Below are 22,275 nucleotides of genomic sequence, written 5' to 3'. Positions count from 1 at the left end.
TTGAGACGTCAGACATCTCGATCAACAGCCCGGGGGCCTCGCTCGTTGCGCTTCACCGGCCATCACCTGATCGGTGGCCAACTCGAAGAAGCTCATTGTTCAGTTCGAGGAGTACTTGGTCTTCGTGAGCCGTCCAGCGGCGGCGGTCCGGTGCGACCCTCATGTCTGCTGGGCGCACCCAGTCGGCCAGGGAATTGGCTGCCGCCTGCTTGCGGTTCAACGACAGGCAGCCCGGGTAGTAGAGGTGTGCGCTCAGCGCTTGGGCCGCCTCCGTCCAGTAGAGGATGTTGTAGATGCCGTCGCGGGTGTTGCGCTTGATGGCTCGTTCGACGCCGGTGATCTTTCCTGCGTAGAAGCACAGGTAGGAGCCGATTTCGGTGCTGGCCGTGGTCAGGGACACGAAGGGTAAGCCCTTGCTCGTGTACCCGACTGATCCGTCGGCATCGATGATCCCCCGGAGGTAGTCGCGGTGCGAGAACGCGACATGGGGCGGGGTGATCGACTTGGACTTGCGGCCGTAGGACAAGCCAAGTTCGTTGAGCTTGGTCCGAGCCTCAAGAGAGCACAGAGTCCACGTGACCGAGTGGTGGGTCTCGGCGAAGTTCGTGGAACGGGTGCGCTCGGTGACGCTGCTGTTGTACGGCGTCAGCTTCTGGAACTCGCGCAGGAGATCAATGTCTCGGACGTTGATCTCGACGGACAACTTGCCCTTCTGCCCGACGCCTTGCTGTAGATGTCCATCCGCCTGCAGGAACCCGAACATGTACGCGTACTCAGGGGCCGTCAGGTCCATGAACTGGTGAGCGATAGGCTCGCAATCAGCCACAGGGAAGCTCCACTTCCGTGCTGGTCAGGCCCTCGTTCGGGATTGCCGTCCCGGGCGGGGGCCGTCGTGTTGATGTTGTGGCGCGAGCCTAGGTCGACTGTTCGAGCGCCGCGCGGGTGATCGACACGGTTCACCCGTGTGGGCTAACCGAGGGGGGTGTGGAAAGTCAAGGTGGCGGCCGCTCTGAGATCGCTCTGAGGTCTCTTTGATGCCGCTGTGAATTCGCCTCCTATTACTGGGAATTCCAGCCCACGTCGCACGTCAAAATGCATACGCCATTCGCGAAAGCATTGATTGCACGCGCCCCTCATTGCTGCCCTCGAAATTCACTGTGATGCTGCCCGGCAGTTGGTCCCACCCTCACCCGCAGCGTCTCGGAGGACAGCACATGCTTGAGCGGCACCAGAACCAGAGTGAGTTGAGCCGGCGGGCCGTGGTGGCGGCCGGGGCGGTCACCGTGCTTGCGGCGACCGCCCTCGGTACTGCCACCTCCGCGCAGGCCGCCACGAAGGCCGCCGACGGGCTGAAGGTCGGTGCCGGCAAGGCCGCGTTCACGCCCGGTGCCTCGCTGTTGCCGCTGGACAACTTCACCGCCGTGCACGACGACCTCAACGTCCGTGTCCTGCTGGTGGAGTCCGGGTCCCGCCGTATCGCGCTGGCCGTGCTGGATCTGACCTCGATCAGCGCGGAGGCGATCGCGCTGATGCGGGACGCCATCACCGCGGCCTCGGGCGTGACCGCCGCGAACATCATGGTCACCGTCACGCACTGCTTCTCCGCGCCGCATGTGCAGGCGAGTTCGTCCTCGGCCGGTGCCGCCGCGTATGTGCAGAACATCGTCGCCGCCACCAGGTCCGCCGTCGCCGACGCCGTCAAGAACCTCCAGGACGCCGAGGTCGGCTACGGCTCCGGCCGGGTTGACGTCAACGTGAACCGCAACGTCCTCACCGCCGACGGCTATTGGCTCGGGGTGAACGAGCAACTGCCCTCGGACAAGGGCGTGTACGTCGCCCGCTTCAACGACCTCGACGGCAACCCGATCGCCGTCCTGGCCAACTACAACGTGCAGTCGTGCGTGATGCAGGACTCGGTCATGGCCGACGGCACCCTGCCGATCACCGCCGACCTCGCCGGCGCGGCCATGACGCACGTCGAGACGCAGTACCCCGGTGCCGTCGGCTTCTGGCTGGTGGGCGCGTGCGGTGACCAGTTCCCGGCGTACCGGTCGAAGCGGTACACGATCGACAAGGACAAGGGCTGGACCTACGGCGTCGATCTGCACGACGCCGGATTCGCGCTGCTGACCGCGCAGGGCGAGCGGCTCGGGAACGAGATCGTGCGGGTGGCGCAGGGGATCGGCAAGTACGAGAGCGGCAAGCAGGTCGTCGTGCGGCTCGTCACCGACGACATCACCACCACCCAGGTCACCGGCCCGCAGGCCAGCGCACCCACCAAGACCGTCACCTTCACCCCGACCGGCACCGCCCAGGTGCCGATCTGGGTCTTCCAGGTCGGCAAGGGCGTCTTCGCCGGTGTGGAACCGGAGTTGTCCACCACGACCGCGAACGCGATCCGTGAGAACTCGTCCTTCTCCAGCACGTTCGTCATGTCGATGTTCGAGGGCGGCGCCAAGAACATGCCCGACAAATGGAATTTCGACCACGTCACCTATGAGGCGGTCGACGGCTTCTACATCGAGGGCACCGCGGAGAAGGTGGCCAGTCGCATCGGGCGCATTATCAATTCCCTGAACTGAGGCAGGGGGGAACCGGCGGGGAAAACCTACTTGTTCGGTGCGTGCATCACCGCGTAGATCATCACGAACGCGACGAGGTGGATGCCGAAGAGGAAGTAGCCGAGGAAGTACCAGACCTTGCGCTCGTTCCTGGTCTCCTCGGCCAACCGGCGCTTGTCCAGGGCCTCTTGGGAGTTGTCCGGGCCAACTGGACCGGCCGGGGTGCCCTCTTGGTCGGGCATCACAGCTCCCGGTGGACCTTGGTGTTCGAGGCCTGGGCGCGGGGGCGGACGACGAGGAGGTCGATGTTGACGTGGCTGGGGCGGGTGACCGCCCAGGTGATGGTGTCGGCCACGTCGTCCGCCGTGAGGGGCTCGGCGACGCCCGCGTAGACCTTCGCCGCCTTCTCCGCGTCGCCGCCGAAGCGGGTCAGCGCGAACTCGTCTGTCTTGACCATGCCGGGCGCGACCTCGATGACCCGCACCGGGGTGCCGACGATCTCCAGCCGCAGCGTCTCGGCGAGGACGTGGGCGCCGTGCTTGGCGGCGACATAGCCCGCGCCGCCCTCGTACGTGCCGTGTCCGGCGGTGGAGGAGACGACCACGACCGTGCCGTCGCCGCTCGCGGTGAGGGCGGGGAGCAGGGCCTGGGTGATGTTCAGGGTGCCGAGGACGTTCGTCTCGTACATCGTGCGCCAGTCGGCGGGGTCGCCGGTCGCGACCGGGTCGGCGCCGAGCGCGCCGCCCGCGTTGTTGATCAGGACGCCGATGGTCTTGAAGGCGGTCGCGAACTCGTCGACGGCGGCCCGGTCGGTGACGTCCAGGGCGTACGCCGTGGCCTGGCCGCCGGTCGCGTTGATCTCCTCGGCGAGTGCCTCGATGCGGTCCTTGCGACGGGCGGTGAGGACGACGCGGTAACCGGCCGAGGCGAGCCGGCGGGCCGTGGCGGCGCCGATTCCACCGCTCGCCCCGGTGACGACCGCGATACGGGAGGCGGCGGACGGTGCGGCGGTGGCCATGGGCTGCTCCTCGGGACGGATCAACGAGATCGTGTGGACGAGATCGTGTGTACGACTCCGTCCAGGATAGGGGGCCGGTTCCGGGGGGTCGGGTCAGTTCCCCCTGGGCGCCCACATGATCACGGCCATCCCGGCCAGGCAGATCAGGGCGCCGGTGATGTCCCAGCGGTCGGGCCGGTAGCCGTCCGCGACCGCGCCCCAGGCCAGCGAACCGGCGACGAAGATCCCGCCGTACGCCGCGAGGATGCGGCCGAAGTGGGCGTCGGGCTGGAAGGTGGCGACGAAGCCGTAGACCCCGAGGGCCATGACCCCGCCGCCGATCCAGAGCCAGCCGCGGTGTTCGCGCACCCCCTGCCAGACCAGCCAGGCGCCGCCGATCTCGAAGACGGCGGCGACGACGAAGAGGGCTGCGGAGCGGAGGACGAGCATGGCCGCCATCAGATCACGCGCGCTGTCACCTGATGGAGGGCGCCTGTCGCGCGCTCCGCGTGGGATACATCCGTACGACCACGGTGGCGTGGTGCAAGGGCGCGGCGTACTGAGGAGCGGATGGCATGCGGGTACTACGGGTACTACGGACTCTCGCTGTAGGGGGTGCCGCGCTGGCGGTGATGGGCGCGGCCCCGGGGCTCCCGGGTCGCCCGGACCTCCCCGGCCCGGAGGCGGATCTCGCCTACCACGGCTCCGCCACCATGACCGGCGGCCGGGTCGACGTCCGGTTCACCCCGCGCAACCACGGTCCGGCCGCGGTGCCCGACGCGACCGTACGGCTGCGCTGGTCGAAGCCGCTCGCGGACGCGCAGACGCTGCCGGAGGGGTGTGCGCGGTCGGGGGAGCGGGTGGTGGTGTGCCGGACGGGGGCGCTGGCCGCGGACGCGGTGGGCGAGCGGATCGAGGTGCGGGTACGGCTGCGGGACGCGTCCTCCGAGGTGCTGCTGGAGCTGGACACGGTGTGGGGCGGGGGCGCGGTGGACGGGAACCGGGCCAACGACCAGCAGCGGGTGCTCGTCCTGGACACCGGTGACACCTACTACTTCTGAGCCACACCCGTAGGACCGAGGAGCCACGCCCGCGAGCGCGTCGTACGATCTCGATCTCCGCACGGCACGTACGGCGCGTGCGGAACGGCACAGGCGACGAGGGGTACGACATGTCCGGGAACGCGCGGGCGCGGCTGCTGGACGAGTTGTCCTCCGTATCGCGCCGGTACATGGCGTCGTACGCCCTGTTCAACCAGGCCGTCGCCGACCGGCTCGGGCTGCACCCCACCGATCTGCAGTGTCTGAACCTGCTCACGCTGGAGGCCGGGCCCGTGACCACGGGCCGGGTCGCCGAGCTGACCGGGCTGACGACCGGGTCGGCGACGCGGCTCGTGGACCGGCTGGAGCGGGCGGGGTACGTCGTGCGGGAGCGGGACGCGGAGGACCGGCGGCGGGTGCTGGTGGCGACCGTGCCGGAGAAGATCACCGAGTTCGGGCGCATGTGGAACCGGCTCGGCGGCGGCTGGTTCACCCTCTTCGACGAGCTGGGCGACGCCGAACTCGCCGTGATCGTCGGCCACATGAGGCGGACGGTGGAGTTCAGCGGCCGGCAGATCGCGCGGCTGCGCGCGGGCGAGGTGTAGCCCTGAGAGCCCCCTATGGGGAGGCTCCACCTCGCGTCTCCACCCGGAAATCCACCCGTGGGTCCGGGAGCTTTCGCGGCTTCGGCAGGAGAGTCGGACTCAGGAAAACGCGAGGCGGGGACACCGCCGGAGACCGAGGAGTGCGACGTCATGACGGACATGGAGCAGGCGCTGACGATCAGCGGGGGCATCTTCGCGGTGATGATGCTGACGCAGTACGGACGCCGGAAGTACGACCTGCACAAGGTGCTGATGCCGATCGGCACGGTGTCCGCGGTCGGCTACTTCTATCTGAGGGGGATGCCCACCCAGCACGTCGACGTGGTCGTCTATCTGGTGGGCGCCGCGATCGGACTGGCCTGCGGTGCCGTCGCCACGTTCACGACCGGCGTGGAGCGCGACCCGGCCTCGGGCCACGTGCACACCCGGTGCGGCGCGGGGTTCGTGGCGATCTGGACGGCGGTGGTCGCGCTGCGCGTCGCCTTCATCTACGCCGCCGAGCACAACACCTGGTTCCGCGACCACCTCGGCACGTTCATGGCCGAGCACCAGATAGTCCAGGACGCCATCGCCCCGTTCTTCGTCATCATGGCGCTGGCCATGGTCCTCACCCGGGTGTTCCTGCTGCTGGCCCGTGTGCGGTTCCTGGCGCCGGCGGGGGCGGCCCTCACCCAGGGGTCTTCACCAGTCCGTGGATGAACGCGTACTTCACGGCATGCGCCCGGTCCCGCAGATGCGCCTTGGAGAAGAGGTTGTTGATATGAGTCTTCACCGTGGCCTCGCTCACCACCAGCCGCTCCGCGATACCCCGGTTGGTCAGGCCCTCACCGATCAGCGTGAGGACCTCGACCTCCCGGGGCGTGAGATCCGGGGCGAGTCCGGCGCCCGGCCGTTCGACGGGGGCACCGCCCCGCGCGGCGGCGGCGACGAGCCGGTCCCGTACGGCGGGGTCGAGCACGGACTGCCCGGCCGCCGCGACCCGCACCGCGCGGGTGATGTCCTGCCGGCCGGACTCCTTGGTGAGGTAGCCGCGGGCACCGGCACCGAGCGCGGCGAGGATGTACTCCTCGTCGGCGAAGGTGGTGAGCACGACGACGGCGACCTGCGGGAAGCGCTCGGTGACCAGCCGGGTGGCCTCGACCCCGTCCATCCGCGGCATGTTGAGATCCATCAGGATCACGTCCGGGGAGTGCTCCTCGGCGGCGAGCACGGCTTCCCCGCCGTCCTTCGCCGTCGCCACGACCTCCACACCGGGCTGCAGATCCAGTACGGTCGCCAGCGCCTCGCGGACGGCGGTCTGGTCGTCGGCCACGACCACCCGTACGACGGCCTGCCGGTCGCCCTGCCCTTGCCGCTCGTCGCTCATCCCGGGATCACCACGCGCACTCGCCATCCTCCTGCGTCCTCGCCGTCCACGACCGGCCCGGCCGTGACCGTGCCGCCCACCAGGTCGAGGCGCTCGCGCATCCCGACAAGACCCATCCCGCTCCCCGCACCGGCCAGGGGCCGCGAGCCTTCCGGGGGCGCGGAGTTGACCACCTCGAAGACGGTCTCCTCCGGGAGGTGCTCCCGTCGCTCCACGTACTCCAGGCGCATGCGGACCGGGGCGCCGGGCGCGTACTTGTGCGCGTTGGTCAGCGCCTCCTGGGCGCAGCGCACGATCACCTGGGCGAGGCGGACGGGCAGTTCACGCCGCGGCCCGTCGACGGTCAGCGTACCGGCGTCGGACACGGAGCCGAGCATGGACCGCAAGGTCTCCACCAGCGGCAGCGCGTCCTCGCGCAGGTCCCCGACCGTGCGCTGCACCTCGGTCAGCCCCGAGCGCACCAGGCTCTGCGCCCGCTGGGCCGCCTGCCGGGCCCGTTCGACGTCACCGGACTCCAACAGGGCGTCGGTGACCTCCAGTTGCATGTTCACCCCGGCCAGCGAGTGGGCCAGCACATCGTGCACGTCCCGGGCGATCCGGGCCCGCTCGGCGAGCGCCTCGGCCCGCGCCTCCGCCCGCGAGGCCAGCTCCGCCTGCTCGGCGGCGGCCCGCGCGGAGCGCAGCGCGGCGGTGTGGGCGCGGTTGGAGAGCCCGACGAGCACGCTGACGCCGGTGAAGGCGCCCACGATCCACGAGGCGCCGTGGTTGCCCCACGGCAGGAGCAGCACCCCCGCGCACAGGGCGCTGGTGCACGCGGCGAAGGGCAGCGAGAGGCGGCTGTCGAGGCGGTATCCGGCGTGGCCGGTGGCGAAGTACGCGAACAGGGCCGACGCCCCGGAGCGGTCCAGTCCCATCAGCGCGGCGGCCCCGGCCGACCAGACACACAGCACCGCGAACTGCGGCCCCGGCGCGAGCCGCCCCTCCGGGATCAGCCGCGTGCACGTCATCAGCGAGACCAGGACCAGCAGACACAGCACGGCGAGCCCGGTCCCGGCGAACCCGATGGGCCGCACCGCGACCGCGCCGACGACGATGGCGGCGACGGTGCCGAAGACCTGGACGGGGTTGTTGTCCGCCGTGAACCACCGAGTAGCGCGCTGAGTCCGGTTCACCGGGGGCTCTCTTCCCACTCTTCCCGCTGTTGCTGTGACGGCCGCTGTTCCGGGGACTGCGACTGCCGCCGCCGTCCGACCGCTGCGAAAGCTACCAGCGTGCGGGTGTGCCCGTCGGCGCTGGTTACGGCCGCAGCGTCGATCGCGTCGGCCAGTTGCCGCACCGCGTCGAGCGAGCCGCCGGCGCTGCCCGCCTCGGCCGGTTCGATGTCGCCGATGGTGGCGTCGTAGATGCAGGTACAGGTAAATGCGGCTGAGGGGCCCCTCGCCGGTCAACCGGATTAACGGGACTGGCGCCGCGGCGTGGTCAGTGCGCGCCCTGCACGCCCTGCGCGTACGCCGTCGGTGTCACCCCGACCGTCGCTGTGAAGTCCCGGACCAGGTGGGCCTGGTCGGCGTAGCCGAGGTCGGCGGCGAGCCCCGCCCAGTCCACGGGCTCCTCGGCTCCCGCCCGCTCCAGGGCCTCGTGGATGCGGTAGCGCAGGATGACCCACTTGGGGCCGACGCCGACGTACGCGGCGAAGAGGCGCTGCAGCAGCCGTACGGACAGGCCTTCCGCCCGGGCGAAGTCGGTCACGCGGCGGATCGTGCGGTCGGTGCGGATGCGGTCGACCAGGGCGGTCGCGAGGTCGGCCTGCGGGTCGGGCCGGGGGCCGAGGGTGAGCAGGAAGGCGTCGAGCGCGGCGACGCGGGCGGTCTCGTCGGGCGGGTCGAGGACCGTGGCGGGGTCGATGTCCGGGAACACGCCGGGCTGCCGGACCCGCTGCCCGGTCCACTCCGACACCGGGCGGTCCGGGGCGACGGTACGGAAGGCGCCGGGCCGGAACTTGATGCCACAGACGCGTCCCCGCCCCTCCAGCTTCTGCGCGAAGAGGCCGTCAGGGATGCCCGCGATCTCGACGAAGGCGTCCTCGCCGGCCAGCCGCTGGAAGACGATGTGCACGGCCGGGTGCGGGACGACGTGGGAGACGTAGGGCTCGGTCAGGTCCCAGTCGATCAGCCAGTAGTGCTCGATGTACGGGCGGAGGGCTTCGGCGGGTTCGGGGCGGCGGAAGTGCACGCGGGTGAGGAGTTCGGCGGGGTCGACGATTCCGCGGGTGTCGTCGGCTGTCCTCCGGGTGTCGCGGTGCGGGGCGGCCATGTACGGATCGTAGAACCGCCCACTGACAGTGCGCGGAATATGTGTGAGGGGGTGGCCGTTGGAGGGTATAGTTGAATAATCAACAACCTGGAGGGTGAACGACCATGCAGTTCGGGATCTTCAGCGTCGGCGACGTCACACCGGACCCGACCACCGGACGGACGCCGACCGAGCGTGAGCGCATCAAGGCCATGGTCGCCATCGCGCTGAAGGCCGAGGAGGTCGGGCTCGACGTCTTCGCGACCGGTGAGCACCACAACCCGCCGTTCGTGCCCTCGTCGCCCACCACGATGCTCGGCTACATCGCGGCGCGGACCGAGAAGCTGATCCTCTCCACCTCCACCACCCTCATCACCACCAACGACCCGGTGAAGATCGCGGAGGACTTCGCGATGCTCCAGCACCTGGCCGACGGCCGGGTCGACCTGATGATGGGCCGCGGCAACACCGGCCCGGTCTACCCCTGGTTCGGCCAGGACATCCGCCAGGGCATCAACCTCGCCATCGAGAACTACGCCCTGCTGCGCCGCCTGTGGCGCGAGGACGTCGTGAACTGGGAGGGCAAGTTCCGCTCCCCGCTCCAGGGCTTCACGTCGACGCCGCGTCCGCTGGACGACGTACCGCCGTTCGTCTGGCACGGCTCGATCCGCAGCCCCGAGATCGCCGAGCAGGCCGCCTTCTACGGCGACGGCTTCTTCCACAACAACATCTTCTGGCCGGCCGACCACACCAAGCGGATGGTCGAGCTGTACCGGGAGCGGTACGCGCACTACGGCCACGGCACGGCGGAGCAGGCGATCGTCGGCCTCGGCGGCCAGGTGTTCATGAGGAAGAACTCCCAGGACGCGGTACGCGAGTTCCGCCCGTACTTCGACAACGCTCCGGTCTACGGCCACGGGCCCTCCCTGGAGGACTTCACCGACCAGACCCCGCTGACCGTCGGCTCCCCGCAGGAGGTCATCGAGAAGACCCTCGCGTTCCGGGACTACGCCGGTGACTACCAGCGCCAGCTGTTCCTGCTGGACCACGCCGGGCTTCCGCTCAAGACGGTCCTGGAGCAGCTCGACCTGCTCGGCGAGGAGGTCGTGCCGGTGCTGCGCAAGGAGTTCGCGGCGAACCGCCCGGCGGACGTACCGGAGGCGCCGACGCACGAGTCGCTCAAGGCCGCCAAGTCCGCCAAGTCCGCCGAGTCTGCCGAGTCCGTTCAGGAGGTGACCGTCGCATGAAGCTCGTAGTCGTCTCGGCGGGGCTGAGTGTTCCGTCGTCCACGAGGCTGCTGGCCGACCGGCTGGCGGCGGCGGTGGACCGGCGGACCCCCGTCGACATACAGGTCGTGGAACTGCGCGACCTCGCGGTCGAGATCGCCCACAACCTCACCAACGGCTTCCCCGGCAAGAAGCTGGCGGCCGCGCTCGACGCGGTGACGGAGGCGGACGGCCTGATCGCCGTCACGCCGGTGTTCTCGGCGTCGTACAGCGGACTGTTCAAGTCCTTCTTCGACGTGCTGGACAAGGACGCGCTGACCGGAAAGCCGGTACTCATCGCGGCGACGGGCGGCAGCGCGAGGCACTCCTTGGTTCTGGAACACGCCCTCCGTCCCCTCTTCGCCTACCTCCGAGCCGTGGTCGTCCCGACCGGGGTCTACGCCGCCTCGGAGGACTGGGGCGCGGAGGGCCTGCCGGAGCGGATCGAACGGGCGGCGGGGGAGCTGGCAACTCTGATGCAGGGCTTGTCGACAACGCGCCCGGCGAGTGAGCCGACGGTCGTACCGTTCACGGACCAACTGGCGGCGCTGAACATCAGCCCGTCCGGCGTTTGAGGACGAGGCCCCTTCAGGGCCGATGGGGGTCTGGGGGCGCAGCCCCCAGGGACGGTCACCCCGAGGCACCCGACCGTGAGAAGACGGTAGGAGCAAGCCCCGGGTTGCGCCCACCTCGGTGAGAGCCAGGTAAAAAGGGTGATCGTAGACCTGCCCCCACCGGTCAACCGCCGGAGGCCTTGGCACACTGGGTGCCGTGCCCCAGACTGTGCTGCTCGCCGAAGACGACCGTGCCATCCGTCATGCCCTGGAGCGGGCCCTGACCCTGGAGGGCTACCAGGTGACCGCGGTCGCCGACGGTGTCGAGGCGCTCGCGCAGGCCCACCGCACCCCACCGGACGTGCTGCTTCTCGACGTGATGATGCCCGGCATCGACGGCCTCCAGGTCTGCCGGGTGCTGCGCGCCGAGGGCGACCGCACCCCGATCCTGATGCTGACCGCGCTGGTCGAGACGGCCGACCGCATCGCCGGCCTGGACGCGGGCGCCGACGACTACGTGGTGAAGCCCTTCGACGTGGAGGAGGTCTTCGCGAGGCTGCGAGCCCTGCTCCGCCGCACCAGCCCGGTCCCGGCGAACGGCGTCCCCGGCGACGTACTCCGGGACGAGCCGCAGTCCCCGTCGCCGTCCTCGCCGTTCTCCTCCTCCGACAAACAGATCACAGCGGCCGGCCTCCGCATGGACCTCCAGGCCCGCCGAGTCTGGCGCGCCGAGCGTGAACTGGAGCTGACCCGGACCGAGTTCGAGCTCCTCGAACTGCTCGTGCGCAACGCGGGCATCGTCCTGGACCACTCCACGATCTACGACCGCATCTGGGGCTACGACTTCGGCCCCGGCTCCAAGAACCTCGCCGTCTACGTCGGCTACCTGCGCCGCAAGCTCGACGAGCCCGGCGCGCCGCAGCTGATCCACACGGTGCGTGGCGTGGGTTACGTGCTGCGGGAGGACTGAGTGGGCCGCCTGCGGCGGTTCGTGGCCACCAGGCGACCCAGACTGGTTTCACTCCGCACCACCTTCGTGCTGTCCTTCGCGGCGGTGACGGCCGCCGTCACGCTGCTCGTCGGCGTGCTGTCGTACGGCGCGGCGGCCCGGCTGGTCCGGGTCGACCAGGAGTCCGTGTTCGACCAGGTCGTCCAGGATCTGCAGGACGAGGTGCGGACGCACCAGATGACGACCGATGACTTCTCCTCGTCCGCGCCCGGCCACGACATCGTGCGGCCGGCGCGTACGGATGTGCAGGTGCTCGGGCGGGACGGCGGTGTCCTCGACAGTGGGAGCCCGGCGCTGCCGGTGACCGGCGACGACCGGGCGATCGCGGGCGAGCGGGTGGCCGGGAAGACGGTGGAGCACAAGGACGTCGCCGTTGGCGAGGACGTGTACCGCATCGCGACCGTCTCGCTCGGCGCCGGGCGGGGCGCGGTGCAGGTGGCGCAGGAGTTCAGCGACACGGAGGATCTGCTGCGGGCGTTGCAGCAGCGGACGTTCGTGCTGATGGCGGCCGTGGTGGTGCTGGCCGGGCTGTGCGGCTGGTGGCTGGCGCGGCGCATCACCCGGCGCCTCATCATCCTCACCGCCGCCGCCGAGGACGTGGCTCGCACGCGTCGGCTCGGCGTCCAGGTCCCGGTCACCGGCTACGACGAGGTGGGCCGCCTGGGCAGGGCCTTCGACCGGATGCTCGGCCGCCTCGCGCAGTCGGAGGAGGACCAGCGCCGCCTGATCCAGGACGCGGGCCACGAACTCCGCACCCCGCTCACGTCGTTGCGCACGAACATCTCCCTGCTGCGGCGGATCGACGAGCTGCCGCCCTCCACGCGCGAGGAACTGGTCGCCGACCTCTCGCAGGAGGCCCGCGAACTCACCGACCTGGTCAACGAGTTGGTGGACCTGGCGGCGGGCCAGTCCGACACCGAACCGCCTCAGCAGGTCGACCTCGCCGACATCGCGGAGGACGTGGCGGGCCTCGCCCGTCGCCGCACCGGCCGTGACATCACCGTCCGCGCGAGCGGCGACACGACGACCGACGGCCGCCCCGGCATGCTCCAGCGCGCGATCTCCAACCTCGTCGAGAACGCGGCCAAGTTCGACCGGGCGGGCCAGACCCCGATCGAGATCTCGGTCTCGGGCCCGGCCCGCCCGGGTACGGTCCGCGTCGAGGTCCTCGACCGGGGCCCCGGAGTCTCGGAGACCGACCTCTTCCGCATCTTCGACCGCTTCTACCGCGCGGCCGACGCCCGTTCCCTCCCCGGCTCGGGCCTCGGCCTCTCGATCGTCCGCGAGGTGGCCCTGGCCCACGGGGGAGCGCCGTTCGCGCTGCGGCGGGAGGGCGGCGGGGCGGTGATCGGGTTCACGGTGGGCGGCGTGACCGGGCCGGGAACCGGGCCACGCGGCCGGGGCTGAGGAACTGACGGGCTCGGGGCGGGAGTTGATCAGCCGCCGGGTCAGCCGTTGGAGGCCGTGCGGCCGAAGCAGCGCTCCAGCTCGTTCAGGTCGTAGAACTTGCTGCCCTTCGAGACGGGACGGCAGCCGGCCTTGAAGGCGGTCTCCTTCTCGTTGTAGAGCATGCGGACGAGGTAGGTGTCGCCCTTGCGGAACACGTCCCACTGGATGTTGGAGCCGAGGGGCGCGACGGCCGCTCCCCGCCACGGGTTGCTCGCGTAGGTGTACGGCTGGTCGGCCGTGACGCCCTTCGTACTCCCCGGCAGGCCCATCAGCGCGGCCAGCGGGATGATCTCCTCGGCGTGGGTGAAGCGGAGTTCGGCGCCCAGGTCGCTCGTGCCGTCGCGCTTGGCCTCGGCCTTCTTGAAGAAGTCGTCGAGCAGGACGCCCGCCATCTTGTACGTGATGTCGCTGTCCGCGAAGCCCGGCCCCTTCTCGTAGAAGTCCTCGGCGTCGGAGATGTACCCGAACCAGTCGGCGTCGCGCGCCGAGATGTACCGGTCCATGCCCCAGCCCTTGCCGCCCGGGCTCTCCTCGCTCATCGCGGGGGCGATGGCGTACAGGTTGTAGACGGCGGTGGCGGCCTCGACGTCCGTGCCGATCGACGCGAACTCGCCCGCCGTGATCCGGTCCACGAACGCCGGCTTGAAGAGCTTCTTCAGTACGGAGCGTGCGGCACGGTGGGTGGCCGGCTGGTCGGTGATGGACTTCAGGGCGGCCGCGAGGCGCTTGTCGTTGGCGATGTAGTCGCGGTAGGCGGCGCCGCCGTCGGCCTTGTGGAAGTAGAGGAGGTCCTTGTCGGTACGGGTCGCGCCGATGAGGGAGGTCAGGTCGGGGTCGGTCTGCGCGAGCGCGGCGCCGTAGAGGTTGGCGCTGTCGACGGCACGGCCCTGACCCGAACTGACGACGTCGATGGGCTCCTTGTTCTTCGCGATCGACGCGAAGAGGGTCGGCAGCCGCTTCTCCATCCGTACGGCGGTGTCGTGCATCTCCTCCTTGCCGCGCGCGCTGAGGTTCCCGTAGCCGACGGTGCTCATGGCGGCTTCCAGGGCCTGCGCCTTCGGCCCGAACTCCCGCCCCTTGGCGGTGAGTTGGCCCTCGGCCTGCGCCTTGTCCAGGAGCGCGAGGATCAGGTCGCCGTCCGAACCGTCGGTCGCGGAACGGGATCCGTGCCGCGACACGTTCTCGGTGAAGACGGGGGTGAAGCCGGCCGGGACCTTCTGGTACGAGCGGGAGTTCTGCTCCGGCTGGTACACGGCCTTCGTGCCGTAGCTGTCGATGTGGGCGTCGCTGCTGCCGTTGCCGGGGGCGGCCTGGGCGGCGAAGGGGGTGGCCAGCAGTGCGGTCATGCCGAGGACCAGGGCGGGGGTGACACGTCTCATGAGGCGCATGGTTCGCGGGGGACGTGAACGGCGGGTGCACTGGGGGTGACCCCGGGGGCCTGGCTTTCGCGGCGCTTCGGCGGTGCTTTGTCGGCGCTTGCCGGTTGTGCGTCGCGAGTGGACCAGCAGGCTCGGTCGGGCCGAGTGGGGGCGGGCGTCCGGTGCGGGGGGTCGGTGGAGGCTGGGGGTAAATCTAACCCCCGTCAACCTGGTGACCGGTTAGAAATGACCCCAGCCTGCGGAGAGGCGGACATGTTGTCCGGACGCGGGCCGGATTCGGGCTGGAGCCGCGCTCCAACGCCTGTCCCTGCCCGAGGAGTTCAGCCCTCCCGGAAACCCCGCGCGACACGAGCACCGTGCTGGGCTTCGCGTTGCCGGGCCGGGAGGGCAGGACGGTCACGACAGGTGACTGAACTGGGGGGCGCCGGTGGCTAGTTGTCCTTGCGGGCCACCCCGCCGTAGATGCCGATCGGTGCGGCGCCCGGGGCGGGAGTCTCCTCGGGCCGCCAGTGGGTGACGCGGACCAGGCCCGGGTCCACGAGGGTGAAGTCGCCGAAGAAGTCCAGGACTTGGGCGTGGGTGCGGAGGTTGAGGGTGGCGGTGGCCCGGTTGTAGACGGACGCCGCGTCGTGCCGGCCGTCCTCGTGGACGTCGCCGGTGGCGTGCGACAGGACGAGGTAGGAACCGGCCGGCAGGGCGTCGCGCAGGGTGGCGACGATGCCGTAGGGGTCGTCACCGTCGGTGGACAGGAAATGGACGACGGCGACCAGCAGAACCGCAACCGGCTGGTCGAAGTCGATGGCCTTGCGGACCTCGGGGTGGTCGAGGATGGAGCGGGGGTCGCGCAGGTCGGCCAGGATGACGGAGGTGTCGGTGTCCTCCATGAGGGCCATCGAGTGGGTGCTGACGATCGGGTCGTTGTCGACGTAGACGATCCGCGTGTTTGGGGCGATGGCGTGCGCGATCTGGTGCACGTTCGGCTCGGTGGGCAGGCCGGTCCCGATGTCGAGGATCTGCCGCACCCCGCCCTCCTGGACGACGTGCCGGACGGCCCGGTGCATGAAGCGCCGGTTGGCCCGCACGCCCTCCCGCACCTCCGGCGCCGCCTTGATGAACTGCTCGGCGGCCTCCCGGTCGACCTCGTAGTTGTCCTTGCCGCCGAGGAAGTAGTCGTACATCCGGGCCGGGTGGGGCTTGCTGGTGTCGATGATCAGTGGCTGCGCGCCACTGCCGTCCCCGCTGGGAGAGGTCATGAGGCCAGGCTCCGTCTTGAAGAGTCGCTGTCAGATCATCATCCTGACACGCCTGCCGTCGGGCTCAGGGCCACACCGGGCAATACGGTTCCCGAAGTTCCGAGGTGTTTCCGCCGCCCGTGGGGAGTGTTCTCACGCCCCCGTGGCCAGGCCGCGCGCGAGGAGGCTCTCCGCGGTGTCGGCGATGGTGTCGGCGACGGGGCGGGGCGTCCATCCGAGGAGGCGTTGCGCCTTCGCTCCGGTGGCGTCGAAGTCCTGGACCAGTTGCGGACGCAGCGCGCGCAGCTGGGGGTTGAACCGGCCGAGGAAGCGGGCCAGGGGCAGGGAAAGTTCGCGCGCGGAGGGCGGGCCAGCTCCCGATGAAACCGGATCCGCCGGTCACCAGTACCTGTGTCATCGATGTCTCCTTGAGGCGTGACGCGTAAGCGAGTTGGGTACGGGCGGGGACTCGTCCCTCGGTGTCACTACAGCGCCATACCGGGTATGCGGGCCCGGATCGCGTCGAGTTCGGCCTCGTCGGACACGCCCTGCCAGTCGTGGCGAGGCGTGTACGGGGCCTCCAGTTCACGCACCTCGTCGTCGGTCAGCTCGACGTCCAGGGAGGCCACGGCATCGTCGATCTGCCCGATCGAACCGGCCCCGACCAGGGGCGCGGTGACGACGGGCTGGTGGCGCAGCCAGGCCAGGGCGATCTGCGCGCGGCTCACGCCGTGCGCCTCTGCGACCTTTCCGACGGCGTCGACGATCGCGTGGTTGGAGGCCTCCTCGGCCGGCGAGTAGAGCAGGTCGGCGTAGGCGCCGTCGGTGGCGGAACGGTTCGTGGCCCGCGCGTCGTCCCAGGCGCGGGCGAGGCGGCCACGGGCCAGGGGGCTCCAGATGATGGTGCCGACGCCCTCGTCCAGGCACAGCGGGATCATCTCCCGCTCCTCCTCACGGGCGAGCAGGTTGTAGTGGTCCTGCATCGACACGAACCGCGCCCAGCCGTGCCGCTCCTGGAGGTGCAGCGCCTTCGCGAACTCCCAGGCGTGCATGGACGAGGCCCCGAGGTAGCGCACCTTGCCCGCCGTGACGAGGTCGCTGAGGGCTTCGAGGGTCTCCTCCAGCGGGGTCGCGTGGTCGTTGCGGTGCACCTGGTAGAGGTCGATGTAGTCGGTGCCGAGGCGGCGCAGCGAGTGGTCTACCTCGGTCATGACCGCCTTGCGCGACAGGCCGCGGCCGTTGGGGCCCGGGCGCATCGGGTGCCGGAGCTTGGTCGCGATCACCACGTCGTCGCGGTCGGCGAAGTCCTTGAGGGCGCGGCCGAGGATCTCCTCGCTGGAGCCGTTCGAGTACAGGTTGGCGGTGTCGAAGAAGTTGATGCCGGCTTCGAGGGCGTGCTTGATCAGGGGGCGGCTGGTCTCCTCGTCGAGGGACCAGACGGGGTGGCCGCGGTCGGGCGCGCCGTAGGTCATGGCGCCGACGGCGACCGGGGAGACGTCGAGGCCGGTGCGGCCGAGCTTTATGTAACGCACGAGGGAGCTCCTACAATGGGGAACGAGAGCAAACGGAGAACTCTCCGGTTGACCCCTGTGACGTTAGCGGAGAACTCTCCGCTTAGCAATCGGGCGACCGCCCGCCAGGGGGACGTATGCCAGGAGGACCCATGACCGACGCCGCGCCGCAGCGCTCCGACGCGCTGAAGAACCGGGAGGCGATCCTCCAGGTCGCCCACGACGCGTTCGCCGAGTCCCCGGGCGTCTCGCTCAACTCGATCGCCAAGCGCGCCGGGGTCGGCGCCGGCACGCTCTACCGGCATTTCCCCACGCGTGAGGCGCTGATCCTGGAGGTCTACCGCCTCGACGTGGACCGCCTCGTCGGCTCCGTGCCGGAGGTCCTCGCCGCCCATGCTCCGCTGGACGCGCTACGGCAGTGGTTCACGACCCTCGCGGCCTACGTCCGCCTCAAGCACGGCCTCGGCGACGCGCTGAACACGGCCGCCGCGCAGGAGGTCGTCAGTACGACGTCCGTTGCCGTCACGGCGGCTGTCGGTCGGCTCCTCGACGCGTGTGAATCCGCCGGAGCGGTACGGCCCGGCCTCGACCCCACCGACGTGATCATGCTCCTGAGCTGCCTGTGGCGTACGCCCGACAACCCCGAGGGCGTGGCCCAGGCAGACCGCCTGATGGAACTGGCGATCGACGGCTTCCGGCCGTAGAACGCCTTCTGGGAGACCGTCAGTTCGACGCCCTCGCGGGGATCTCGCCGGATCCCCGCTCGATCAGCCGGGTCGGAATGGTGACGGAGCGGGTGGGTGACTGGTCGCCGTCCAGTCTGCGGAAGAGCATCTCGGCGGCTGTCCTGCCCAACTGCTCGACGTCCTGGGCGATGACGGAGATACCCGGGCTGAGGATGTCGGCCAGGGGGAAGTCGTCGAAGCCCACGTGGGCGACGGTGTCCTGGAGACCGAGTGCCCGCAGTGCGCGCACCGCCCCTATGGTGACGAGGTTCTGGCTGGTGAACAGCGCGGTGGGCGGGTTCGGCAGCGCCAGGAGCCGCTCGGTCGCGGCGATCGCGGATTCCTCGCTGGCCCCGGTGTGCCGGACGATCTCGTCGTCGTACTCGATGTGCCCGACTTCGAGGGCGTGCCGGTAACCGTCGAAACGCTGGGCGGCGGTGGAGATGGTCGCGCGGTCGCCGAGGTAGGCGATGCGGCGGTGGCCGGCCTTCAGCAGGTGGTTGACGGCGGTGAGGGCGCCCTTCCGGTTGTCGGAGACGACGGTGTCCGCGTCGAGCAGGCTGGGCTCGCGGTCGACGAAGACCATGCGGGTGCCCGAACGCTGCTCGCTGATCAGATAGCTGTGGTCGCGGCCGGCCGGCACGATCACCAGGCCGTCGACCCGCCGGTCGATGAGAGCACGGGCCAACTCCCGTTCCCTGGCCGGGTCCTCGTCGAGGCTTCCGACCAGCACGAGCACTCCGCGCCCCCGTGCCACGTTCTCCACGGTGCGGGTCAGGGCCGCCGAGAACGGGTTCGCCGAGTCCTCGACGAGCATCCCGATCGTGGCCGTACGGCCGTCCCCGCGGCGCAGGCTGCTGGCGGTCAGGTTCGGCCGGTAGCCCAGTTTGTCGGCCGCCTCACGCACCCGGGCGGCGATGGCCGGATCGACGGTGGGCACCTCGTTGACCACGCGGGAGACCGTCTTGATGGCGACGCCTGCCAGAGCCGCCACCTCGCGCATGGTGGGGCGGCTGCGCGGGGACGGCGACGGCGGCTCGCCCAGGGTCATCGTTGTCTCCAACTGATTCTGCGTTACCGACTCGTTGCCGACGCATGTTTACCAGTGTCTTGACGCGCTCGTCCATACGGGCCCACTATCCCGTCGAGTCAACGTTGTCTCAGCGTCGACCAAGGGCCGGCTCGAAAGGGATCACGCCATGAACCTCTCCTCCACCCAGACATCGGGCCTCCGCAGCCGACGCGCCCGGGCGGCAGCCGTCGGCGTCACCATCTGCCTCGGCGCCACCCTCGCGGCCTGCGGTTCCTCCGACTCGGGCTCATCGTCGTCCGGCAGCGGGAAGGTGGGTGTGTCACTGATCCTGAAGACGCTGAGCAACCCGTACTTCGTGAGCATGGAGAAGGACGCCAAGACGCAGGCCACCAAGGACAAGGTGAGCCTCACCGTGGCGGCGGGCACGTCGGACGGCGACACCCAGACCCAGATCACCGCCATCGACAACGCCGTCTCGCGCGGCGACAAGGGCATCCTGATCACCACCAACGGCGACGCGGTGAACACCGCGCTGAAGCGCGCCAAGCAGGCCGGCCTCTTCGTGATCGCCCTGGACACCGCACCGAACCCGGCGAACGTCGCGGACATCACCTACGCGACCGACAACGAGCAGGCGGGCAAGCTCGACGGCCAGTACGCGGCGGCGGCCCTGAACGGCAAGCCCGCGGTCATCGCCATGCTCGACCTCTTCAACAACCAGGTCGTCTCGGTGGACATCGACCGCGACCACGGCTTCCTGGAGGGCATGGGCATCGACCCGGGCAGCAAGACCGAGAACGGCAAGGAGGCCAAGTCCGGGAAGTACACCGGCGGCTCGGGCGGCACGTACACGATCGCCTGCCACCAGCCCACCCAGGGCGCCATCGACGGCGGACGCACCGCGATGGAGAACTGCCTGTCGGCCAACCCGAACATCAACGTGGTCTACGCCATCAACGAGCCGGCGGGCGAGGGCGCGTACAACGCGCTGAAGGCGGCGAACAAGGAGAAGAGCGTCGCGATCTACGCCATCGACGGCAGCTGCTCGGGCCTGAAGAACGTCACCAGCGGCAAGTTCGCCGCCGACGCCGTGCAGTACCCGGGCAAGATGGCCGCCCTCGGCGTCAGCTCCATCGCGAAACTGGCCCGCGGCGGCAGCAAGCCCAGCGTCACCAACGGCAAGTCGTTCTACGACACCGGCACCGCGCTGGCCGCCGCCAAGTCCATCGGGGGGCTGACGGTCCAGTCCCCGGCGCAGGCCGCTTCCGCCTGCTGGGGCAGCTGACTTGGTCGGCCGGGTGGGCCGCCGGTACAAGTACCGGCGGCCCACGCACACCACACGAGCTCACCAGTCGTATGAAGGCCCGCACGAGGGACAGAACCGGAAGGACCCCCTGTGACCACCCACGTGGACAGTGAAGCGACACCGGCGCCGGCGGAGGACTTCCTCAACCGGCCCGCCACGCCGGCCCAGCGCATCCAGTCGGTGCTGCACCGTCAGCCGGCACTCAGCCCGGCGATCGTCCTGGTGCTCGCCGCCATCGTGTTCTCCCTGGTCAACGACCGCTTCTACGCGTTGCAGAACCTGTCGCTCGTCGCCCAACAGGTGGCCGTCATCGGCTCGTTGGCCGTCGGCCAGACCGTCATCATCCTCACGGCCGGCATCGACCTGTCCATCGGCGCGGTCATGGTGCTCGCCTCGCTGCTGATGTCGAAGCTCGTCGCGGACAACGGCGTGCCGGGCGTGCTGGCCCTGCTCGCGGGAGCGGCCGTAGCCATCGCCGCGCAGGCCGTCAACGGACTGCTGGTCACCAGGATCAAGCTGCCACCGTTCATCGTCACGCTCGGCACCCTCAGCATCTTCACCGCGATCACGCTCATCTACGCCAAGGGCCAGACCGTCTCCCTGCAGCCCGGCAACATCCTCATGTGGAGCGCGGACACCGTCTCCATCGGGCAGTTGAACCTGACCACCGGCGTCCTGCTCATGATCGCCCTGTACGCGGTGATCGGCTACGCGCTGCGCTACACCGCCTGGGGCCGGCACCTGTACGCCGTGGGCGACGACATCGAGGCCGCCCGCCTGGCCGGCATCTCCGTCAACCGGGTGCTGCTGAGCGCCTACGTGGTCGGCGGTTTCGCCATCGCCGTGGGCGCCTGGATCCTGGTCGGCCGGGTCGGCGGCGGCGACCCGAACAGCGGCCTCAACGCCAACCTGCAGTCCATCACCGCCGTCGTCATCGGCGGCACCAGTCTGTTCGGCGGACGCGGTGTGGTGCTCGGCTCGCTGATCGGCGCGCTCATCGTCCAGGTCTTCGTCAACGGCCTCGCACTGGCCGGGATCGACCCCAACTACCAAGTCCTGACGGTCGGCGTGCTGGTGATCGCGGCTGTCTCCGTCGACCAGTGGATAAGGAGCGTGAAGGCATGACGACTGCCCCCACTCCCACCGCCGCCCCCGTTCTCGAGGCCAAGGGCCTGGTCAAGGTCTTCGGCCGGGTCGTCGGCCTGAACGACGTCGACCTCACCCTCTACCCCGGCGAGGTCCTCGCCGTCATCGGCGACAACGGCGCCGGCAAGTCCACCCTGATCAAGTGCCTCTCCGGGGCGCTCGTCCCCGATCAGGGCAGCATCCTGGTCGACGGCTCCGAGGTGAACTTCAAACGCCCGCAGGACGCCCGCGAGGCCGGCATCGAGACGGTCTACCAGACCCTCGCCGTGGCCCCGGCGCTGGACATCGCCAGCAACCTGTTCCTCGCCCGCGAGATCCGCCGCAAGGGTGTGCTCGGATCGGTGTTCCGCATGCTCGACACCGGCGAGATGAGGCGTCAGGCGGCCGACCACATCAAGCGGCTGGGCATCAGCACCCTGCAGAACATCAACCAGGCCGTGGAGACCCTCTCCGGCGGCCAGCGCCAGTCGGTGGCCGTCGCCCGCGCGGGTGCCTTCGGCGGCCGGGTCGTCATCCTCGACGAACCCACCGCCGCGCTGGGCGTCCGCGAGACCGGCCAGGTCCTCAAACTCGTCCGCGACCTGCGCGACCAGGGCCTCGGCATCATCCTGATCAGCCACAACATGCCCAACGTCTTCGACGTAGCCGACCGCATCCACATCCAACGCCTCGGCGGCTGCGCCGGGGTCATCACCCCGCAGTCGCACTCGATGGAGGACGCGGTGGCCATCATGACGGGGGCGAAGAAGCTTGTTCCGGAAGCCGGGTGACGGGGCGTGGCGGGGGTGAGGAGGCTTGTGGCGGA

The 22,275-nt window shown here is 69.9% G+C and carries 23 protein-coding genes; 12 read left to right on the top strand and 11 right to left on the bottom strand.

Features of this window, described 5'->3' with window-relative positions; genetic code table 11:
• Nucleotides 1-52 precede the first annotated feature (52 nt).
• Nucleotides 53-793: an LAGLIDADG family homing endonuclease gene (locus ACGFY9_RS44950; protein ID WP_393764323.1), complete on the bottom strand. Its 741-nt coding sequence runs from the start codon at nt 791-793 to the stop codon at nt 53-55.
• 421 nt (nt 794-1,214) lie between these two features.
• On the opposite strand from ACGFY9_RS44950, the gene ACGFY9_RS44945 reads away from it, so the two are divergent.
• Complete coding sequence (locus tag ACGFY9_RS44945) at nt 1,215-2,582, top strand: hypothetical protein (protein WP_393764321.1); 1,368 nt, start codon at nt 1,215-1,217, stop codon at nt 2,580-2,582.
• Between the two features lie 26 nt (nt 2,583-2,608).
• On the opposite strand, the gene ACGFY9_RS44940 is transcribed toward ACGFY9_RS44945, so the two are convergent.
• The 3 genes from ACGFY9_RS44940 to ACGFY9_RS44930 all read right to left on the bottom strand — a co-directional run bounded on the left by ACGFY9_RS44940 (nt 2,609) and on the right by ACGFY9_RS44930 (nt 4,008).
• The gene (locus ACGFY9_RS44940; RefSeq protein ID WP_393764319.1) at nt 2,609-2,803 is read right to left on the bottom strand and encodes a hypothetical protein; all 195 of its coding nucleotides are present in this window, start codon (nt 2,801-2,803) and stop codon (nt 2,609-2,611) included.
• Nucleotides 2,803-3,579 (bottom strand): SDR family NAD(P)-dependent oxidoreductase, encoded by a 777-nt coding sequence (locus tag ACGFY9_RS44935; RefSeq protein ID WP_393764317.1) that lies wholly within the window; start codon nt 3,577-3,579, stop codon nt 2,803-2,805. Before ACGFY9_RS44935 ends, ACGFY9_RS44940 begins: the two co-directional genes overlap by 1 nt.
• A gap of 93 nt (nt 3,580-3,672) precedes the next feature.
• Nucleotides 3,673-4,008 (bottom strand): YnfA family protein, encoded by a 336-nt coding sequence (locus tag ACGFY9_RS44930; RefSeq protein WP_327402149.1) that lies wholly within the window; start codon nt 4,006-4,008, stop codon nt 3,673-3,675.
• Between the two features lie 125 nt (nt 4,009-4,133).
• Between ACGFY9_RS44930 and ACGFY9_RS44925 the strand changes: the two genes are divergently transcribed.
• The 3 genes from ACGFY9_RS44925 to ACGFY9_RS44915 all read left to right on the top strand — a co-directional run bounded on the left by ACGFY9_RS44925 (nt 4,134) and on the right by ACGFY9_RS44915 (nt 5,902).
• Nucleotides 4,134-4,619: a hypothetical protein gene (locus tag ACGFY9_RS44925; protein WP_393764316.1), complete on the top strand. Its 486-nt coding sequence runs from the start codon at nt 4,134-4,136 to the stop codon at nt 4,617-4,619.
• A gap of 110 nt (nt 4,620-4,729) precedes the next feature.
• Complete coding sequence (locus tag ACGFY9_RS44920) at nt 4,730-5,203, top strand: MarR family winged helix-turn-helix transcriptional regulator (RefSeq protein WP_393764331.1); 474 nt, start codon at nt 4,730-4,732, stop codon at nt 5,201-5,203.
• Between the two features lie 150 nt (nt 5,204-5,353).
• Nucleotides 5,354-5,902 (top strand): hypothetical protein, encoded by a 549-nt coding sequence (locus ACGFY9_RS44915; RefSeq protein ID WP_393764314.1) that lies wholly within the window; start codon nt 5,354-5,356, stop codon nt 5,900-5,902.
• Here the strand turns inward: ACGFY9_RS44915 and ACGFY9_RS44910 are convergent.
• From ACGFY9_RS44910 to ACGFY9_RS44900, 3 genes are all read right to left on the bottom strand, one after another.
• Complete coding sequence (locus ACGFY9_RS44910; protein ID WP_393764312.1) at nt 5,871-6,569, bottom strand: response regulator; 699 nt, start codon at nt 6,567-6,569, stop codon at nt 5,871-5,873. The genes ACGFY9_RS44915 and ACGFY9_RS44910 overlap by 32 nt on opposite strands.
• Nucleotides 6,566-7,741: a sensor histidine kinase gene (locus ACGFY9_RS44905; RefSeq protein WP_393764310.1), complete on the bottom strand. Its 1,176-nt coding sequence runs from the start codon at nt 7,739-7,741 to the stop codon at nt 6,566-6,568. Before ACGFY9_RS44905 ends, ACGFY9_RS44910 begins: the two co-directional genes overlap by 4 nt.
• Nucleotides 7,742-8,048: 307 nt before the next feature.
• Entirely contained in the window at nt 8,049-8,882 is an 834-nt protein-coding gene (locus ACGFY9_RS44900) for a DUF6597 domain-containing transcriptional factor (protein ID WP_393764308.1), read from the bottom strand.
• Between the two features lie 104 nt (nt 8,883-8,986).
• On the opposite strand from ACGFY9_RS44900, the gene ACGFY9_RS44895 reads away from it, so the two are divergent.
• The 4 genes from ACGFY9_RS44895 to ACGFY9_RS44880 all read left to right on the top strand — a co-directional run bounded on the left by ACGFY9_RS44895 (nt 8,987) and on the right by ACGFY9_RS44880 (nt 13,096).
• Entirely contained in the window at nt 8,987-10,108 is a 1,122-nt protein-coding gene (locus tag ACGFY9_RS44895; RefSeq protein WP_393764306.1) for an LLM class flavin-dependent oxidoreductase, read from the top strand.
• Entirely contained in the window at nt 10,105-10,701 is a 597-nt protein-coding gene (locus ACGFY9_RS44890; protein WP_393764304.1) for an FMN reductase, read from the top strand. Before ACGFY9_RS44895 ends, ACGFY9_RS44890 begins: the two co-directional genes overlap by 4 nt.
• Nucleotides 10,702-10,897: 196 nt before the next feature.
• The gene (locus tag ACGFY9_RS44885) at nt 10,898-11,650 is read left to right on the top strand and encodes a response regulator transcription factor (protein ID WP_393764302.1); all 753 of its coding nucleotides are present in this window, start codon (nt 10,898-10,900) and stop codon (nt 11,648-11,650) included.
• Nucleotides 11,651-13,096, top strand: a complete 1,446-nt coding sequence (locus ACGFY9_RS44880) for an ATP-binding protein (protein ID WP_393764300.1) — start codon at nt 11,651-11,653, stop codon at nt 13,094-13,096.
• A gap of 41 nt (nt 13,097-13,137) precedes the next feature.
• On the opposite strand, the gene ACGFY9_RS44875 is transcribed toward ACGFY9_RS44880, so the two are convergent.
• From ACGFY9_RS44875 to ACGFY9_RS44865, 3 genes are all read right to left on the bottom strand, one after another.
• Nucleotides 13,138-14,517 carry a histidine-type phosphatase gene (locus ACGFY9_RS44875; protein ID WP_393764298.1) on the bottom strand — a complete coding sequence of 460 codons (1,380 nt, stop codon included), beginning with the start codon at nt 14,515-14,517 and terminating at the stop codon, nt 13,138-13,140.
• Nucleotides 14,518-14,948: 431 nt separating this feature from the next.
• The gene (locus ACGFY9_RS44870) at nt 14,949-15,770 is read right to left on the bottom strand and encodes an SAM-dependent methyltransferase (RefSeq protein ID WP_393764296.1); all 822 of its coding nucleotides are present in this window, start codon (nt 15,768-15,770) and stop codon (nt 14,949-14,951) included.
• A 464-nt stretch (nt 15,771-16,234) separates the two neighbouring features.
• Entirely contained in the window at nt 16,235-17,281 is a 1,047-nt protein-coding gene (locus ACGFY9_RS44865) for an aldo/keto reductase (protein WP_393764294.1), read from the bottom strand.
• A gap of 131 nt (nt 17,282-17,412) precedes the next feature.
• Here ACGFY9_RS44865 and ACGFY9_RS44860 point away from each other — a divergent pair, with 131 nt between their 5' ends.
• Entirely contained in the window at nt 17,413-17,964 is a 552-nt protein-coding gene (locus ACGFY9_RS44860) for a TetR/AcrR family transcriptional regulator (protein ID WP_393764292.1), read from the top strand.
• 19 nt (nt 17,965-17,983) lie between these two features.
• Here the strand turns inward: ACGFY9_RS44860 and ACGFY9_RS44855 are convergent, their stop codons facing one another.
• Nucleotides 17,984-19,036 carry a LacI family DNA-binding transcriptional regulator gene (locus tag ACGFY9_RS44855; RefSeq protein ID WP_393764291.1) on the bottom strand — a complete coding sequence of 351 codons (1,053 nt, stop codon included), beginning with the start codon at nt 19,034-19,036 and terminating at the stop codon, nt 17,984-17,986.
• A 148-nt stretch (nt 19,037-19,184) separates the two neighbouring features.
• On the opposite strand from ACGFY9_RS44855, the gene ACGFY9_RS44850 reads away from it, so the two are divergent.
• The 3 genes from ACGFY9_RS44850 (at nt 19,185) to ACGFY9_RS44840 (ending at nt 22,240) form a co-directional block, all read left to right on the top strand.
• A complete protein-coding gene (locus tag ACGFY9_RS44850) occupies nt 19,185-20,303 on the top strand; it encodes a substrate-binding domain-containing protein (protein ID WP_393764289.1) in 1,119 nt (372 codons plus the stop codon).
• Nucleotides 20,304-20,414: 111 nt separating this feature from the next.
• The gene (locus ACGFY9_RS44845) at nt 20,415-21,449 is read left to right on the top strand and encodes an ABC transporter permease (RefSeq protein WP_393764287.1); all 1,035 of its coding nucleotides are present in this window, start codon (nt 20,415-20,417) and stop codon (nt 21,447-21,449) included.
• Nucleotides 21,446-22,240 carry an ATP-binding cassette domain-containing protein gene (locus tag ACGFY9_RS44840; RefSeq protein WP_393764285.1) on the top strand — a complete coding sequence of 265 codons (795 nt, stop codon included), beginning with the start codon at nt 21,446-21,448 and terminating at the stop codon, nt 22,238-22,240. Before ACGFY9_RS44845 ends, ACGFY9_RS44840 begins: the two co-directional genes overlap by 4 nt.
• Nucleotides 22,241-22,275 lie beyond the last annotated feature (35 nt).

Origin of the sequence: Streptomyces sp. NPDC048504, from assembly GCF_043200035.1 — a bacterium.
Classification (GTDB): domain Bacteria; phylum Actinomycetota; class Actinomycetes; order Streptomycetales; family Streptomycetaceae; genus Streptomyces.
The sequence above is the reverse complement of the archived record's forward strand: the minus strand, read 5'-3'. Positions and strand labels throughout refer to the sequence as shown.